The sequence below is a fragment of the Spectribacter hydrogenoxidans genome (assembly GCF_031846275.1).
In the GTDB taxonomy this organism is placed as follows: domain Bacteria; phylum Pseudomonadota; class Gammaproteobacteria; order Nevskiales; family Salinisphaeraceae; genus Spectribacter; species Spectribacter hydrogenoxidans.
Genome location: NZ_JAVRIB010000013.1, coordinates 99,119 through 114,552, shown reverse-complemented (window position 1 = coordinate 114,552; position 15,434 = coordinate 99,119). Strand labels below are relative to the sequence as shown.

At 67.6% G+C, this 15,434-nt stretch carries 18 protein-coding genes; 8 read left to right on the top strand and 10 right to left on the bottom strand.

Annotated elements, in window-relative coordinates; translation table 11 throughout:
- The 4 genes from RM532_RS12740 to msrB all read right to left on the bottom strand — a co-directional run.
- On the bottom strand, nt 1-368 hold a 368-nt coding region (locus RM532_RS12740; protein ID WP_311653716.1), incomplete at its 3' end, for an AAA family ATPase.
- Between the two features lie 147 nt (nt 369-515).
- A complete protein-coding gene (locus RM532_RS12735; RefSeq protein ID WP_311653715.1) occupies nt 516-1,139 on the bottom strand; it encodes a cytochrome P450 in 624 nt (207 codons plus the stop codon).
- Between the two features lie 69 nt (nt 1,140-1,208).
- Entirely contained in the window at nt 1,209-1,757 is a 549-nt protein-coding gene (locus RM532_RS12730; protein ID WP_311653714.1) for an NADPH-dependent FMN reductase, read from the bottom strand.
- A gap of 77 nt (nt 1,758-1,834) precedes the next feature.
- Complete coding sequence (gene msrB / locus RM532_RS12725) at nt 1,835-2,347, bottom strand: peptide-methionine (R)-S-oxide reductase MsrB (protein ID WP_311653713.1); 513 nt, start codon at nt 2,345-2,347, stop codon at nt 1,835-1,837.
- A 144-nt stretch (nt 2,348-2,491) separates the two neighbouring features.
- On the opposite strand from msrB, the gene RM532_RS12720 reads away from it, so the two are divergent.
- The 5 genes from RM532_RS12720 to RM532_RS12700 all read left to right on the top strand — a co-directional run bounded on the left by RM532_RS12720 (nt 2,492) and on the right by RM532_RS12700 (nt 5,910).
- Complete coding sequence (locus tag RM532_RS12720; protein WP_311653712.1) at nt 2,492-3,100, top strand: TetR/AcrR family transcriptional regulator; 609 nt, start codon at nt 2,492-2,494, stop codon at nt 3,098-3,100.
- A 35-nt stretch (nt 3,101-3,135) separates the two neighbouring features.
- Complete coding sequence (locus tag RM532_RS12715) at nt 3,136-3,930, top strand: phytanoyl-CoA dioxygenase family protein (protein ID WP_311653711.1); 795 nt, start codon at nt 3,136-3,138, stop codon at nt 3,928-3,930.
- Nucleotides 3,923-4,291: a DUF2237 family protein gene (locus RM532_RS12710; RefSeq protein WP_311653710.1), complete on the top strand. Its 369-nt coding sequence runs from the start codon at nt 3,923-3,925 to the stop codon at nt 4,289-4,291. The genes RM532_RS12715 and RM532_RS12710 overlap by 8 nt, the downstream gene beginning before the upstream one ends.
- 4 nt (nt 4,292-4,295) lie before the next feature.
- The gene (locus RM532_RS12705) at nt 4,296-5,438 is read left to right on the top strand and encodes a 2-methylaconitate cis-trans isomerase PrpF family protein (RefSeq protein ID WP_311653709.1); all 1,143 of its coding nucleotides are present in this window, start codon (nt 4,296-4,298) and stop codon (nt 5,436-5,438) included.
- Between the two features lie 67 nt (nt 5,439-5,505).
- On the top strand, nt 5,506-5,910 hold the full coding sequence (locus RM532_RS12700) for a DUF5362 family protein (protein WP_311653708.1): 405 nt from the start codon (nt 5,506-5,508) through the stop codon (nt 5,908-5,910).
- Between the two features lie 55 nt (nt 5,911-5,965).
- Here the strand turns inward: RM532_RS12700 and RM532_RS12695 are convergent, their stop codons facing one another.
- Entirely contained in the window at nt 5,966-7,186 is a 1,221-nt protein-coding gene (locus tag RM532_RS12695; RefSeq protein ID WP_311653707.1) for a serine hydrolase domain-containing protein, read from the bottom strand.
- A gap of 121 nt (nt 7,187-7,307) precedes the next feature.
- Between RM532_RS12695 and RM532_RS12690 the strand changes: the two genes are divergently transcribed.
- Together RM532_RS12690 and RM532_RS12685 are read left to right on the top strand one after the other, a co-directional pair.
- Complete coding sequence (locus RM532_RS12690; protein ID WP_311653706.1) at nt 7,308-9,182, top strand: ATP-binding cassette domain-containing protein; 1,875 nt, start codon at nt 7,308-7,310, stop codon at nt 9,180-9,182.
- An 83-nt stretch (nt 9,183-9,265) separates the two neighbouring features.
- Nucleotides 9,266-9,847 carry an exopolysaccharide biosynthesis protein gene (locus RM532_RS12685; RefSeq protein ID WP_311653705.1) on the top strand — a complete coding sequence of 194 codons (582 nt, stop codon included), beginning with the start codon at nt 9,266-9,268 and terminating at the stop codon, nt 9,845-9,847.
- Here the strand turns inward: RM532_RS12685 and RM532_RS12680 are convergent.
- Genes RM532_RS12680 through RM532_RS12670 form a run of 3 tightly spaced genes read right to left on the bottom strand, consistent with a single transcriptional unit; the run spans nt 9,826 to nt 12,824 of the window.
- On the bottom strand, nt 9,826-11,022 hold the full coding sequence (locus RM532_RS12680; protein WP_311653704.1) for an MFS transporter: 1,197 nt from the start codon (nt 11,020-11,022) through the stop codon (nt 9,826-9,828). The genes RM532_RS12685 and RM532_RS12680 overlap by 22 nt on opposite strands.
- Before the next feature lie 18 nt (nt 11,023-11,040).
- A complete protein-coding gene (locus RM532_RS12675) occupies nt 11,041-12,219 on the bottom strand; it encodes a BaiN/RdsA family NAD(P)/FAD-dependent oxidoreductase (RefSeq protein WP_311653703.1) in 1,179 nt (392 codons plus the stop codon).
- Nucleotides 12,219-12,824, bottom strand: coding sequence for a TetR/AcrR family transcriptional regulator (locus RM532_RS12670; RefSeq protein WP_311653702.1), 606 nt, complete (start codon nt 12,822-12,824; stop codon nt 12,219-12,221). The genes RM532_RS12675 and RM532_RS12670 overlap by 1 nt, the downstream gene beginning before the upstream one ends.
- A gap of 209 nt (nt 12,825-13,033) precedes the next feature.
- Here RM532_RS12670 and RM532_RS12665 point away from each other — a divergent pair, with 209 nt between their 5' ends.
- Complete coding sequence (locus RM532_RS12665) at nt 13,034-13,687, top strand: DJ-1/PfpI family protein (protein WP_311653701.1); 654 nt, start codon at nt 13,034-13,036, stop codon at nt 13,685-13,687.
- Nucleotides 13,688-13,710: 23 nt separating this feature from the next.
- Here the strand turns inward: RM532_RS12665 and RM532_RS12660 are convergent, their stop codons facing one another.
- Both RM532_RS12660 and RM532_RS12655 read right to left on the bottom strand, forming a co-directional pair.
- Nucleotides 13,711-14,220 carry a GFA family protein gene (locus tag RM532_RS12660; protein ID WP_311653700.1) on the bottom strand — a complete coding sequence of 170 codons (510 nt, stop codon included), beginning with the start codon at nt 14,218-14,220 and terminating at the stop codon, nt 13,711-13,713.
- Between the two features lie 2 nt (nt 14,221-14,222).
- Nucleotides 14,223-15,374: a lytic murein transglycosylase gene (locus RM532_RS12655; RefSeq protein ID WP_311653699.1), complete on the bottom strand. Its 1,152-nt coding sequence runs from the start codon at nt 15,372-15,374 to the stop codon at nt 14,223-14,225.
- Between the last annotated feature and the right edge of the window lie 60 nt (nt 15,375-15,434).

Below are 15,434 nucleotides of genomic sequence, written 5' to 3'. Positions count from 1 at the left end.
GGATGATTGCAGTTGAGGTAGACCGCTGAAGTTTTCCTCGCACCGAACGTAAATACCCTGCGGACCTCTAACTCACTTCGTGAGTTGAGCAAACCTTCATCAATCGGAGACGTTGGTACGGATGTGTCTAAGACAACCTCATCAGGAATTTCCGTGAAGTGGCAAGTTATTTCAATAGTATTTCCTTCAGCTGTCGTCGAAAGATCAGCCGCTTCGATGGAATCGTTGAAAAATGCATCCAGCGCATCCAATAACGCCGATTTGCCGATATCGTTGCGACCGATTACAGCGGTCAGATCCTCTATTTCCAGAGATGTCTCGTCTCCGTAGCACCTGAAATTTTTGATAGTTAGTCGGATAAGTCGCATTGGGTGCTATCCATGTTTGAGTTGTTCGATGAGCATATAACAGTGACTAGATGGAATTCCGCGATATTGCATATTCATGGTTGTTAGCAGGTCAGGGCTTGTCGGGGCAAATTCGCGAATCACGCGAGGCAGCTTGGCCCGTGCCGATCAGCCACGCAGCCGCATCTGCATCCGCAGGTTTTCCGGGCGCATGGTGAAAGCGAATCGTTCCTCGACCGGGCGGGCGCCGGGCGGCGGTTGGAAGTCGAAGTGGTGCACGAGCATGGCGATTACCGAGCGGATTTCCAGTAGCGCCAGATTCATGCCGGGGCAGGTGCGCTTGCCGCCGCCGAAGGGGTGCGGTGGCTTCTGGGTGAAGTGGACGTCACGCGCTTCCAGCCAGCGTTCGGGGCGGAACGTCTGCTCCTCGGGGTAAATCTCTTCTTTCAGGGACAGCGCTCGCATCGCCATCATGAAGTTGGTTCTTGCGGGGAAGTGCCGGCCGCCGAGTTCGACGTCCTCGTTCGCGGTCATGCCCTGGATGGGGGCCACCGGGCGTAGGCGCATGGTTTCCTGCATGACGGCGTCCAGCCAGGGGAAGGCATCGCGCTGTTCCGGGTCGGTCCAGAGTGGATCGTCGCCGAGTGCGGCGTCGACTTCGGCGCGCAGCCGTTCCAGTTGTTCGGGCCTGCCGGCCAGTTCGTGGATCATCCAGCCCACGCTGAGCGCGGTGGCGTCCTCGCCGGCCAGCAGCGCCGTCAGGGTGTTGCCGAGGCTGTCGTGAAGTGCCACAGGCGGCGGGGCCGCCGGCAAAGCGGACTATTGCTCCGCCAGACGCGGTCGGCGCCGCGGGTGACCGGATCAGCCGCGCACGAAATCCACGAAGCCGGCCATGAACTCGGCCAGCCGCTTGGCGGTGGCGTCGTCGGTCAGCGCGCCGTCGTCGAACAGGTTGCCGGCACCACCCACCTGCAACCGGCCGCCGAACCAGGGGCGCATCTTCAGACCGCGGAACACGGGCAGCCAGGCCGCCTGCGCCAGGCCGGTGCCGCCGCCGCCCGGGGTGGCGCCCATCAGGGCCACCGGACGGCCGTGTAACACGCGGGGCTGATCCTCGGGCGGCCGGGACAGCCAGTCGATGGCGTTCTTGAACACGCCGGGCATGCCGCTGTTGTACTCCGGCGTGGCCAGCAGCAGGGCGTCGGCGGCAGCGATGCGATCCTTGAGCGCGGCAACCGCGTCCGGAATGCCGTGGGCGGCTTCCTCGTCGCCGTGGTAGAGCGGAATGCCCTCGAGAGTGGCGACATCCAGGGTCGCGTCCGAAGGCATGCACTCGACGGCGGCGTAGAGCAGTGCCGTATTGAAGGAATCACGACGAAGACTGCCGGACAGTCCGACGATGGTCAGCATGGGTTCGCCCGAATGGCTTGAATGGCCCGGTCATGCTCGCCCATCTGCTGCGCCGCCGCAATCGCGGGCCGGCCGGGTCAGGCGGGTTCGAACTTCAGGGCAACGCCGTTGTTGCAGTAGCGCTTGCCGGTGGGCTCCGGACCGTCATCGAACACATGGCCCTGATGCCCGCCGCAGCGCGCGCAGTGGTATTCGGTGCGCGGCAGAATCATCTTGAAGTCCCGCTTGAAGCCGAGATGGCCGTCGATATACGACCAGAAGCTCGGCCAGCCGGTACCGGACTCGTACTTCCATTCCGACTTGAACAGCGGCAACTCGCAGCCGGCACAGACGAACGTACCCTCGCGCTTCTCCGCGTTCAGCGGGCTGCTGCCGGGGGATTCCGTGCCTTCCTTGCGCAGCACGTAGAACTGTTCCTCGGTGAGGATTTCCTTCCACTCCGAGGCACTCTTCTCGATGGTCTCGATGTCGGTCATGGCCTCGCTCTTGTTATCGGGATTGCCCGGCGCGGCGCCCGCCACCGCCAGCCGCATGGCGGTGGCCGATGCGCCCAGACCGAGCAGCCCCAGAACCAGATGTCGTCGCCGCATGATTGTACTCCGTGGATGCGTACCGATAGTGCCAGTACGGACCGGCGTACGCCCGGGATGCTTGCAAAAAACATGACATGGGTGTCAACTATCGCGATTATTTTCAGCCATTTCACGCCCGGCCAGCCGCTGGTGCGCCCTGTCATGACCGGAAAACGCGAACGAAACAAGCAGGCCAACCGCGCCACCATCCTGGCCGCGGCACGGGACTGTTTCATCGAGCAGTCCTTCGATGCCATCAGCGTGCGCGACATCATCCGCCGTACGCCGCTGGCCGCCGGCACCTTCTATAACTATTTCCCGGACAAGGACAGCGTCTATAGCGCCCTGCTGGACGACCGCATGCGCAGCCTCACCGAGCGCCTGACCGGCATCCGCCGCAACGCCCGCACTCTGCGGGAGTTCGTGCATGGCGCCTACAGTGCCGCCTTCGAGACCATTGCCACCGATCCGCTGTTCTACGAGGGCATCCTGCGCAATATTTCGATGGTCCGGGACACCTTCGAGCAGAGCGTGCTGGGCGTGTCGGTGCGGGCGCTGGAGAACGACATCCGCGACGCCATCGACCGCGGCCTGATCCCCGATACCGACGTGGAATACCTGGCCGCCGCGTTCTTCGGCGTGGGCTTCGAGATGGGCCGCAGCCTCGCCCGCCGCAAGGACCGCGACCCGGCCCGGGCCGCCGACATGGCCACGGCGATATTCCTGGACGGGTTCAGCGCGCCATCGCGGCCGCAGCACGCCGTGGCCTGACTCCGGGAAACAAGCCGGTGCGTTAAAATGGAACCATGAGCGCACTGATCGCCGACACCCGATCGATCGACCACCATCGCGCCGAGTTCGCCCGCGACGGCTACACCATCGTGCGCGGCATGGCGGATGCCGGGCGGCTGCAGCGCCTGCGCGATCTGGTCGGTGAGCATCTGACCCGGGCCGTCGCGCCGGTGGAATACGAGGCCGATGTGGCCTACCCCGGTGCTCCAGCGGGCCGCGATGCCCCCGGCGGTCAGACCGTGAGACGGCTGCTGCAGGCCTTCGACCGCGATGCCCATCTGGCCGACTGGGCACTCGTCCCGGCCGCCACCGCCATGGTCGGCGCGCTGCTGGACAGCCGCGACCTGCGCCTGACCCGCTGCCATCACAATTGCGTGATGACCAAGCAGCCAGCCTATTCCAGTGCCACCGGCTGGCATCAGGACCTGCGTTACTGGTCGTTCGAACGGCCCGAACTGGTCAACGCCTGGCTGGCGCTGGGTCACGAGCATCCCGCCAACGGCGGGATGCGCCTGCTGCCCGGCACTCACCGCATGAGCTTTGCCGCCGATCAGCTCGACGAGGCCCGTTTCCTGCGCGAGGACCGCGCCGACAATCTGGCGCTGCTGGCCTCCGCCCGTACCGCCGAGCTGGCACCGGGCGACGTGCTGTTCTTCCACGCCGGCGTCTTTCATGCCGCCGGGCGCAATACCACCGACGAGCGCAAGCTCTCGGCCGTATTCACCTACCACGACGCCGGCAACCCGCCCGTGGCAGGCTCGCGCTCGGCGCGGCTGCCGGGTGTGTCGATCCGGCCCGGTTATGCCTGACGGCAGCCGCAACGTCCTCGGCCAGCCGCTGGAGGCCTGCTGCCTGCGGCCCGTCGCCGGTTTCTATCGCAACGGTTACTGCGAGACCGGCCCGGAAGACGCCGGCCGGCACGTGGTGTGTGCGGAAATGACCCGGAACTTCCTGGACTACACGGCCAGTCGGGGCAACGACCTGGCCAGCCCCGGCCCGGGTTTTCCCGGCCTGAAACCCGGCGACCGCTGGTGCCTCTGCGCCGCCCGCTGGGAAGAGGCCCGGGCCGCCGGCGCCGCCCCGCCGGTAGTGCTGGCCGGCACCCATGAAGCCGCCCTGGAGATCGTCGACCTGGACGCCCTCAAGGCGGTGGCGCTGGACCTGCAGTAGCCGCGTGAGCCAGCGCGCTATTCCCGCCGTCTGGATGCGCGGCGGCACCAGCAAGGGCCTGTTCTTTCACGCGCACGACCTGCCGCCCGACCCCGCGGAACGCGACGCCCTGCTGCTGCGGGCACTGGGCAGCCCGGACCCGTTCGGCACCCAGATCGACGGCGTCGGCGGCGCAACCTCGTCGACCAGCAAAGTGGTGGTGATCGCCCCGAGCGACCGGGACGACTGCAATGTGGATTACCGTTTCGGCCACGTGGCCATCGACGCCCCGGTGATCGACTGGTCCGGCAACTGCGGCAACCTCACGGCCGCGGTGGGGCCGTTCGCCATCGATAGCGGGCTGGTCCCGGCCACCGAACCGGTCACGCGGGTCCGTATCTGGCAGGCCAATCTGGGCAAGCGTATAGAAGCCATGGTGCCGGTGACCGGCGGTCGCGCCCATGTGCAGGGGGAGTTCGTCATGGACGGTGTCGCCTTCCCCGGCGCCGCCATCGATCTGCAATTCACCGACGCCGGCGGGGAAGCCCGCGGCGGCGTGCTGCCCACCGGCCGGCCGGTGGATGTGCTGGAGGTCCCGGCGCTCGGCGCGATCGAGGTAACGCTGGTCCACGCCGGCAACGTCGCGGTGTTCGTGCGCGCGGCGGACCTCGATCTGACCGCCGCCGAAACCCCGGCCGAACTGGCCGCCGACGCCGACCGTCTGGCCCGGCTCAACCAGTTGCGCGATTACGCCACCGTGGCGCTGGGCCTGGCCGACTCGCCCGAGGACGCCGCCCGACGCCGGCCCGCCACGCCCAAGATTCATCTGGTGGGGCCGCCGGTCGGCCACCGCCTGCGCACCGGCCGCGAGCTGACCGCTGACGATATCGACCTGTGCGCCCGCGCCCTGTCCATGGGCCGGCCGCACCACGCCTACCCCGGCACCAGCGCCGTGGCCACGGGGGTGGCCGCGGCCCTGCCCGGCAGCGTGGTCCACGACCTGGCAACCGGCTCCCCGGCCGCCCGGCGTATCGGCCATGCCGCGGGTGTCATGAGCGTGGGCGCCGAACTCGACTGCCGCGACGGCGTGTGGACCGCGCCGGCCGTCAGCCTGCAGCGCAGCGCCCGGTGCCTGATGGCCGGCGACGTGTTCATCCCCGTCGGCTGAACCACGCCGACTTGTGCTGACCCCGGCGGGCGGGCAGGCTCGACCAACAATCGAAAAGGGGGACAGCATGGACACCAATCCGACTATCGCCACACTCAGCCAGCCGCTGGCCCGCGGCCGGGGCTGGCTGACCTTCCTGGGCATTCTGTCGCTGCTCTACGGGCTGCTGATGGCGTTGAGCATCATCGGCCTGCTGGTGGCCTGGATTCCGATCTGGCTGGGCATCCTGCTGATCCAGGCGGCCGGCGCCATCGGCCAGGCCGAGACCGGTTCAGACCCGGTGGCACTGCAGCGGTCGCTGGCCAAGCTCAAGACCTACTTCACGATCTGGGGTGTGCTGGCCATCATCATGATGGTGCTGACCCTGCTGCCGCTGATCCTGATGATCGCGACCGGCGGCGGGCTGTTTGGCGGCGAGATGTTCCGCGAGTTCCAGGAAATGATCGGGGAGATGCAGCGGCGGGCGATTTAGCTTCCCGCTCTCCCCGGCCCCTCTCCCGCTGGGAGAGGGGTTTTCAGCGAGCCGGCTACAGCAGTGCCTGATAGGCCGCCACCCGGAAATCCGGCGCCAGCAGGTGAATGCCGGGCGGCTGGAACTGGGCCATCTGGATGCCGATGAAATCCTCGGCCGGGTCGATCCAGAAATAGGTGCTGGCCGCGCCGCTCCAGCCATATTCGCCGGGGCTGCCGGGCAGCATGGCCGCGGCCGGGTCCATCATCACCCGGAAACCCAGGCCGTAGCCGTAACCGGGCGTGACGATGCCGCCGATTTCATAGGGCAGCAGCTCGCCGGGAATGTGGTTGGCGGTCATCAGGGCCAGCGTCTTGCGGCCCAGGTAGCGCCGGCCATCCAGGCTGCCGCCGCCCGCGAGCATGCGGCAGAACTGAAGATAGTCGCGTACCGTGGACACCAGCCCGTGGCCGCCGCGGCCGGGCGGATCAGCCGCCAGTTCCCGGCTGTCATCGGACCCGGCCAGGCGGCGAATCTTCCCGGCCAGCGCATCGCCGAACCAGGCGGAGACGCTGACCTCCGGTTCCAGCACGTCGTGCGAGCCGTACATCGCTGCGAAGCGCTCGCGCTTGTCCGCCGGCACCCCGAAGCCGGTGTCGACCATGCCCAGCGGCTGGAACAGTTCATCGCGCAGAAAATCACCGAAGGCCTGCCCGCTCATCACCTCCACCAGCCGCGCGACCACATCGTGGGAAAAACCGTAGCGCCAGCTTGTACCCGGATGAAAGGCCAGCGGCTGGCGGGCGATGTCATCGACGAATTCCGCCAGCGGCTTGTCGCTGGCCACGCGCTGTTCGCGGTAGAGCGCCTCCACCGGGCCGTTTTCCAGAAAGTGATAGGTGATGCCCGAGGTGTGGGTGAGCAGATCACGGATGGTCACCGGGCGGGCCGGCGGAACGGGTCCCTCGTCGCTGTGCACCAGGACGTCGGCGAAGGCCGGCAGGAACTTCGCCACCGGCTCGGCCAGCTGAAAATGCCCGCGCTCGTAGAGCATCATCAGCGCCACGCAGGCCACCGGCTTGGTCATGGAATAGATGCGGAACAGCGCATCCTCGCGCATCGGCAGGCCGGCCTCGCGATCCAGATAACCGACGCACTGGGTGTCCACCACGTCGCCATGACGGGCCAGCAGCGTCACTGCGCCCGCCATGCCCTGCTCGTGCACGTGCTTTTCCAGCGCGGGGCGGATGCGGGCCAGACGCTGCGGGCAGAGGCCGGCGCTGTGCGGATCGGTCATGTCAGGGCTCCTGGTGCGGATCAGCCGCGATTGTATGCCCCGGGGCCCGGCACTGGCGTATCCTGCGCGCCGGACTCACCTCTTGCGGCCGCGCACCGGCCGGCCACGCCATGCCCCGCTCATGCTGATCAACCTTCGCGACATCCAGTTGCGCTACGGCACCAATGCCCTGCTCGACGGGGTGGAATTCCAGATCGCCGCCGGTGAACGGGTGGCCTTCGTGGGCCGCAACGGCTCCGGCAAGTCCACCCTGATGCGCATCATCGACGGCGAGATCCAGGCCGACGACGGCCAGATCGAGGCCCGCAGCGACCTGCGCATCGCGCGGCTGGAGCAGGAAGTACCCGCCGGTGTCGGCGGTAGCGTATTCGAGGTGGTGGCCGGCGGGCTGGGCGACGTCGGCCGCCTGCTGGGCCGGTATCACGAACTGATCCACCGCATGGGCCAGGGCGAGGACGTGGGCGACGCGCTCGGCGAGGCCCAGTCGAATCTCGACGCCGCCGATGCCTGGACCATGGACCAGCGGGTCGAAGCCACCCTCACGCGCCTGCGGCTAACCGGGGAGGTGGATTTCGCCACCCTGTCCGGCGGCGCCAAGCGCCGCGTGCTGCTGGCCCGGGCGCTGGTGCGCGATCCCGAGTTGCTGCTGCTCGACGAGCCCACCAACCATCTGGATATCGAGGCCATCGATCAGCTCGAGCAGATGCTGCTGGACTGGCCCGGCGCGCTGCTGTTCATCACCCATGACCGCGCCTTTCTGCGGCGGCTGGCCACCCGCATCGTGGAGCTCGACCGCGGCCGGCTGACCTCGTGGCCGGGCGACTACGACAAGTATCTGGCGGGCAAGGCCAAGGCCCTGGAAGACGAGGCCAGGGCCAATGCGCTGTTCGACAAGCGCCTGGCACAGGAAGAGGTCTGGATCCGCCAGGGCATCAAGGCCCGGCGCACCCGCAACGAAGGCCGCGTGCGCGCGCTCAAGGCAATGCGCGAGGAACGCAAGGAGCGCCGGGAACGCACCGGCAACGCAAAGATCGCCATGCAGGACCCCAGCCGCGCCGGCAAGCGGGTGCTGCTGGCGGAGGATCTGGCGTTCGCCCACGAGGGCAAGCCGATCATCCGCGACTTCTCCACCCTGATCCAGCGCGGCGACAAGGTCGGCATCGTCGGCCCCAACGGCAGCGGCAAGACCACCCTGATCCGCCTGCTGCTCGGCGAACTCGCCCCGCAGGCCGGCACGGTGACGCCCGGCACCAATCTCGAGATCGCGCATTTCGACCAGCACCGGGCCGCGCTGGACGACAACGCCACGGTGGCCGAGAACATCGGCCAGGGCCGCAACGAGATCACCGTCAACGGCCAGCGCAAGCACGTGATGAGCTATCTGCAGGATTTCCTGTTCGCGCCGGATCGCGCCCGCTCGCCGGTGCGGGTGCTGTCCGGCGGCGAGCGCAACCGCGCGCTGCTGGCCAAGCTGTTCACCCGCTCGGCCAATCTGCTGGTGATGGACGAGCCCACCAACGACCTGGATATCGAAACCCTGGAACTGCTCGAGGAACTGCTGGTGCAGTTCACCGGCACCCTGCTGCTGGTCTCCCATGACCGGGCGTTTCTCGACAACGTCGTCACCAGCACCCTGGTATTCGAGGGCGATGGCCACGTCGGCGAGTACGTCGGCGGCTACAGCGACTGGCTGCGCCAGCGTCCGGCGCCGGCAACCACCCGCGCGCCGGCACGCAAGCCGGCGGCCCCGGCCCGGCCCGCGGCGCCGAAACCGGCGCTGTCCAGCCCGGAACGCAAGGAGCTGCGCGACCTGCCCGCGCGCATCGAGAAACTGGAACAGCGCATCGACGAGCTGCAGACCCTGTTCGCCCGCCCCGACTACTACGACGGTGACCCGGCGGAAATCCGCGCCGCCGGCGAAAAGCTGGCCGCCGCCGAGCGCGACCTGGAATCCGCCCTGGCCCGCTGGGAAGAACTGGAGCAACGCGCCGGCTGAGGTGGCTGGCACCGGCAACGCATTCGTTGCACCATATTCGCCGGGGGACGACCGCGCCGGACCAGGATCACAGGGGCACGCACATGAGCCACCGCGACGATCTCACCGGCCTGCTCTCCCGCATGCGGGAGAATTTCGACGGCGATCATTTCACCGTGCAGGAAATGATCGAGGCGATCGAGGACCGCGGCTTCGGTCCCCTCCTGCTGGCCCCCGCGCTGTTCGTGATGCCGCCCATCGGCGTGATTCCGGGTGTGCCCACCCTGATGGCGCTGGTCATCGTACTGCTGGCCGGGCAGCTGGCCCTGGGCCGGCGCCATCCCTGGCTGCCGCGCCGCCTGCGGAGCATCACCATCGAACGCAAGAAATTCGACCTAGCTTACGACAAGGTCGTGCCGGTGACCCGGCGTATCGACCGCCTGCTCTATCCCAGCCTGCCGTGGCTGACGCGGCCGCCGGCCCCCCGCCTGATCGCGGTGGCCTGTCTGCTGCTGGCGCTGTGCATGGTGCCGCTGGAACTGGTGCCCTTCGCCGCCGCCGTCCCGGCCGCGGCCATCGCCCTGCTCGCCCTGGCCCTGTCCGTGCGTGACGGCCGGTTGATCCTGCTGGCCGCGAGTATCGTCGGCGGCGGGCTGGTCGCCGGTTATGTGCTCAACGGCGGCTGAAGCAACCGCCGCATCGCCAGCAGGCCGATCACCGGCCCCGGCACCAGCACCCACATCATGTAGTCCGGGTGCACCACATGGCGCAGCAGTTCCACCAGCTGCAGGCTGACGATGGTGATGGCAAAGCCCATGGAATTGACAAAGGTCAGAGCGGTGCCCACCGAACGCCGCGGTGCACTACCGGCCACCAGGGTGGAGAACTGCGGCGAGTCGCCGGACACCGTCATTCCCCAGAACAGCAGGAAGGCCAGGAACACCGGCGTCGGCGCGTGCAGCAGCCAGGGCGAGACCACGCAGGCCACGCCCGAACAGGCCAGCTGAACGAACGCCACCCGGGCGCTGCCCAGCCGCCGCGACAGCATCCCCCCGCCCATGCAGCCGACAGCGCCGGCCGCGATGGCAAAGAACGACCACAACGACACGCCGACACCGGATGCCCCGCCGCCCTCGATATGCAGCACCAGCAGTACCGGGAAGAAGGCCAGCACCGGGTACAGTTCCCACATGTGACCGAAATAGCCGAAGGCCGCGGAACGCAGGTTGCGGTCGGCGAAGGCCTGCGGAATGGCGCGCGGATCGAACGGCGATGGCCCCGGCAGGTGCGGACCGGCCGGCACGAAAAGATACACCGCCAGACCGCCGGCCACCGCCAGCCCCGAGACCGCTGCCATCACGCCGCGCCAGGGCAGATCGCCACCCAGCGCCTCAATCAGATGCGGAAACGCCGTGCCCAGCACCAGCGCCCCCACCAGGTAGCCTAGCGCCCCGCCAAGCCCCTCGGCATACCAGGAGGCGGCGATCTTCATGCCTACGGGATAGATGCCGGCCAGGAAGAAACCGGTGGCAAAACGCAGCACCAGCAGCGGCCACAACCCGTCCGGCACCACGAACACCCCGGCGTTGCAGGCAGCCCCGAGCAGCGCGCAGACCAGGAACACCGTGGACGGCCGAAAGCGGTCGGACAACGTCAGGAGCGCGAATATCAGCGTGCCGGCGACGAAGCCGAACTGCACCGCGGAGGTCACCAGCCCCACCGCGTTGGCCGGCAGGTCGAACACGGTCTGCAGATCGGGCAGCACCGCGTTGGCGGCAAACCACAACGAGGTGGCCGCGAACTGCGACAGGACGATCACCGGCAGAATCCAGGCCGGGCGCTGGCGGGCGGTCGCATTCATGACGCGACTCTAGCAGGCCTACACGACCTGCCCCGCCGCATGGCCGGACGCCCAGGCCCACTGGAAGTTGTAGCCGCCCAGGTGGCCAGTCACGTCCAGTACCTCGCCGATGAAGAACAGCCCGGGAACGCGTAGCGACTCGAACCGGCTGGACGACACCTCGTCCACATCCACCCCGCCGAGCGTGACCTCCGCGGTGCGATAGCCCTCGGTGCCGCTGGCGGCGAACGGCCATTGGTGCAGCCGCCGTGCGGTGGCGGCGATGTCCGCCGGCCGCCACTGGCGCAGCGGCCGGTCGGGCAGGTCCTGAGCCGCCAGCGTCTGTGCCAACCGTTTCGGCAACACCTCGGACAGCACGCCGCGCAGCGTTGCGTCCGGACGGGCGGCAAGGCGCTCGGTCAGCCAGCCCTCGGCATCGCGGTCGGGCAACAGGTCGACGGCCAGCGGCTCGCCCGGCTGCCAGTAGGAGGACACCTGCAGGATCGCCGGCCCGCTGATACCGCGGTGGGTGAACAGCAAACCGGCATCGAAGCGATGACCGCCGGCCTCGGTCGCGGCGGGCACCGCCACGCCGGCCAGCACGGCATAACGTTCGCGTTCCGGCGACTCGAAGGTCAGCGGCACCAGCCCAGCCCGGGTGGGCTGCACGCGATGGCCGAACTGCCGGGCCAGTTCATAGCCGAAACCGCTGGCCCCCATCTTCGGAATCGACAGGCCGCCGGTGGCCACCACCAGCGATTCGGCGTTGACATCCCCCAACGCCGTCGCCACACGGAACCCGCCCGTCTCCAGCGGCGTAACTACATCCACCCCCGCGCGCACTTCAATGCGCACCCCGGCCGCCTCGCACTCGGCAAGCAGCATCGAAACGATCTGTTTGGACGACTCGTCGCAGAACAGCTGGCCCAGCTCCTTCTCGTGCCAGGCGATGCCGTGACCTTCGACCAGCGCGATGAAATCCCACTGGGTGTAGCGGGCCAGGGCCGACTTGCAGAAATGCGGGTTGGCGGAGAGGAAGTTCTCCGGCGTCACATCCAGATTGGTGAAATTGCAGCGCCCGCCGCCGGACATCAGGATCTTCTTGCCCACCCGGTTGCTGCCCTCCAGGACCAGCACCCGGCGACCCCGCTTGCCGGCCTCGATGGCGCACATCAATCCTGCGGCCCCGCCACCGAGGATGATCACGTCGTAATCCATCAAGCCCCGGCCCTGCCGAACAGGGCAGCGACCGACTCGCGAGCAAAGCGCCGGAGCCCGCGCCGGGATTCGCCGGCACGAGCCCGGATGGCCAGACTGTGGAGCAGTGCCTGGCTCATGGCGGCCAGGGTACGCGGGCTGGTGCCGGCGGCCAGCTGGCCTTCCGCCTCGGCGCGGTGAAGGCGGCCTTCCAGGATGCCATCAACCTGCCGGATAACGGCCCGCAGGTCTGCGCGGATTTCCGGGTGCGACACCGCTTCGGGCGCAGCCGTACAGAACACGAAACAGCCATTCGGCTGCGGCGCATCGAAATAGATGTCGAGCGCCGCGTAGTAGAAATCCAGCAGGGCAGCGGCGATGTCAGCCCGGCGGTCAAGGCGGCTGACCGGGGCCTCGCCCATGCGGTCGACAAAGCGTTGAAGGGCCCGCCGGTAAATTGCCTGCTTGTTGCCGAAGGCGTTGTACAGGCTGGGCCGGTTCATCCCCGTGGCGGCGGCCAGTTCATCCAGTGACGTTCCGGTCAAGCCCTGTGACCAGAACAGCCGCATGGCGGCCTCCAGCGCCTTGTCAGCATCATACTGTCGCGGCCGTCCCCGTGCCGTCATTTATGTACCGTATTGCATAAAATAAAGTCATCATTATTGTGCGGCACGTCACAAAAATATTCGAGGCGCTGCATGATGGATACTGGCAAGCTTCGGCTCATTAGCGGCACATTCCGGCTCAAGGCGGCCACGAAAAACCGGCCAGACACGCACGTCAGGCGGGCGCCACGACTGGCCAGATCCCCCATCACCAACAACGGAGGTCGACAATGGCTGAAACAAGAACCCTGGGTGCGATTCTATTCAACGACTTCGAACTGCTGGACGCCTGCGGCCCGCTGGAGATGTTCGGCAACCTCGGCAACGACCTGCGCATCGTGACCATCGCCGAGTCCAGGGGGCCGGTAAAATCGGTTCAGGGCCCGTCGCTGCTGGCAGAAGAAGACTTCGACTCGGCGCCACCCCTGGACATCATTCTGGTACCCGGCGGTATCGGCACGAACACTGAACAGGGCAATCCCGCCATGCTCGCCTTTCTGCGCGAGCGAGCGCCGGCCGCGGAACTGCTGACCTCGGTTTGTACCGGCTCGGCCGTACTGGCGGCCTCCGGCGTGATCGCGGGCAGCGCAGCCACCTCCAACAAGCTGTTCTTCGACCTGGCGCGCAGCCAGAGCGATGACGTCGAGTGGCGCGAATCCGCCCGCTGGGTGGAGGACCGCCGGGTGTTCACCTCATCCGGGGTGTCCGCCGGCATCGACATGGCCCTGGCCGTGATCGCACGGCTATTCGGCACGGAGCGCGCCGAGCAGGTGGCGGTGATGACCGAATACAGCTGGCACCGCGACGCCGACAGCGACCCGTTCGAGGCGTATCTGAATCAGGGTAACCTGAACGACTACCTCAGGGCCCTGGGCCGAGCCTGAGGTGGCCCGCCGATGCGTTCCGCTCAGCTTGCGCTGCCGGCCCCGCCGCTGCCTTCCAGCAGCCCACGGCTGGCATGCCAGTCCACCAGCGACTGGTCTGGATAGGCGCCGAAGTGACGATCGCCGCCCGATTCCGGTACCGGCACCCAATCCGGCGCATGATCCAGCATGATGTGGTCGCGTTCGGGCGCCGTCGGCAGCGGCGTGTCCACCGCCGAGGCGAACGGGTGGATCAGCTCGGGCCAGCGCGGGTCCCACACCCACAGGCAACTACCGCACTGTCGGCAGAAGCGCCGCTCGCCGGGGCTGCGCTCGTGCCGCGCCGGGAAATCGGTGTAGGCGCGGTAGACGGTGATGTGTTCCCCGCCGGTGACGTGCAGGGACTCGGCGTCGGCATGCAGGTTGATGGCGAACCCGCCACCGCCCGCTGTCTTGCGGCAGATGCTGCAATAGCAATGCATGAACGGCCGCGGCGCCACCGAGTTGCAGACGAACGACACTGCCCCGCAATGGCAAGACGCTTCCAGTCGCATGACTACTGTCCGGCGTTCGAACCCGGTGATTGACTCTGCCGCAAACGCTCCAGTAATGCGAACGTGGGGAAGCCGTCCGGAATCTGACCGATCGACTGCTGGAATGCCCTCAGCGCGCCGCGGGTGTTCGGGCCCATGACCCCGTCGGGCGTGCCGGCATCGAAGCCGGCATCGTTGAGCAGACCCTGCATTTCCTCGATCTGATCACGCGACATTGCCGCCAGCCCGCGCGGCCATTCGGCGACCAGCGGGCCGGCACCGGCAATGCGATCGGCCAGCCGGCCCACGGCCAGCGCGTAGCTAGTGGCATTGTTGTAGCGCAGGATGCTGCGGAAATTGGGCCCCACCAGAAATGCCGGGCCACGGGCGCCAGCCGGCGTGATGATGGCGGCATCATCCAGCTGCGGCAACGACCCGCCGGACGCCGGACGCACGCCATCGGCGGCCCAGTCCGAGGCGGACTGCCGGGTGCGTCCGTCGGCGCTGGCGTAGTCGAAGCTTTCCGGCAGACGCACTTCCAGCCCCCATGGATCGCCGGTATCCCATCCGGCCTCGTCCAGATAGTGGGCGGTGGAAGCCATCACGTCGGGGATGCTGCCCCAGATGTCGCGCCGGCCGTCGCCGTCGCCGTCCACCGCATAGGCCTGGAAACTGGTGGGGATGAACTGGGTGTGACCCATAGCCCCAGCCCAGGAGCCACGCATCCGGTCGGCGCTGATGTCACCGCTGTCCAGGATCTCCAGCGCCGCGAACAGCTGCTTGCGGGCGAAATCACGGCGGCGACCGTCATAGGCCAGCGTGGCCAGGGCGTCCACCGTGCGGGTGTCACCGAAGTTGCTGCCGTAATTGCTTTCCAGCCCCCAGATCGCCACCAGGATTTCCGGCCGGATACCGTAGCGATCGGCCGCCGCATCGATGGCGTCACGATGCTCGGCCAGCCGGACGCGCCCGGTTTCCACCCGGGTATCCGACACCGCGGTATCCAGGTAGTCCCAGATCTGCCGGGTGAACTCCGGCTGGGACCGGTCCAGCTCGATCACCCGCGGCAGGAATTCGGCACCGTCCAGCGCGGTGGTCAGCGTTTGCGCCGCGATGCCGCGATCCCGTGCCTCGCCGCGGAAGCCGACCAGCCAATCCTCGAACGACTCGCGCACCGGCTCTGCGGCGGCGGAATCGGGCGTCGCTGATTGGGCAGCGGACTCGGCCGGAGCCTG

Bases quoted from the DNA above. Each gene is read 5' to 3' on its own strand.
- msrB (WP_311653713.1), bottom strand. From the start codon at position 2,347: ATGCGGCGACGACATCTGGTTCTGGGGCTGCTCGGTCTGGGCGCATCG.
- RM532_RS12685 (WP_311653705.1), top strand. From the start codon at position 9,266: ATGAGCCACCGCGACGATCTCACCGGCCTGCTCTCCCGCATGCGGGAG.
- RM532_RS12730 (WP_311653714.1), bottom strand. From the start codon at position 1,757: ATGCTGACCATCGTCGGACTGTCCGGCAGTCTTCGTCGTGATTCCTTC.
- RM532_RS12695 (WP_311653707.1), bottom strand. From the start codon at position 7,186: ATGACCGATCCGCACAGCGCCGGCCTCTGCCCGCAGCGTCTGGCCCGC.
- RM532_RS12715 (WP_311653711.1), top strand. From the start codon at position 3,136: ATGAGCGCACTGATCGCCGACACCCGATCGATCGACCACCATCGCGCC.
- RM532_RS12660 (WP_311653700.1), bottom strand. From the start codon at position 14,220: ATGCGACTGGAAGCGTCTTGCCATTGCGGGGCAGTGTCGTTCGTCTGC.
- RM532_RS12675 (WP_311653703.1), bottom strand. From the start codon at position 12,219: ATGGATTACGACGTGATCATCCTCGGTGGCGGGGCCGCAGGATTGATG.
- RM532_RS12710 (WP_311653710.1), top strand. From the start codon at position 3,923: ATGCCTGACGGCAGCCGCAACGTCCTCGGCCAGCCGCTGGAGGCCTGC.
- RM532_RS12680 (WP_311653704.1), bottom strand. From the start codon at position 11,022: ATGAATGCGACCGCCCGCCAGCGCCCGGCCTGGATTCTGCCGGTGATC.
- RM532_RS12670 (WP_311653702.1), bottom strand. From the start codon at position 12,824: ATGACGGCACGGGGACGGCCGCGACAGTATGATGCTGACAAGGCGCTG.
- RM532_RS12665 (WP_311653701.1), top strand. From the start codon at position 13,034: ATGGCTGAAACAAGAACCCTGGGTGCGATTCTATTCAACGACTTCGAA.
- RM532_RS12720 (WP_311653712.1), top strand. From the start codon at position 2,492: ATGACCGGAAAACGCGAACGAAACAAGCAGGCCAACCGCGCCACCATC.
- RM532_RS12700 (WP_311653708.1), top strand. From the start codon at position 5,506: ATGGACACCAATCCGACTATCGCCACACTCAGCCAGCCGCTGGCCCGC.
- RM532_RS12690 (WP_311653706.1), top strand. From the start codon at position 7,308: ATGCTGATCAACCTTCGCGACATCCAGTTGCGCTACGGCACCAATGCC.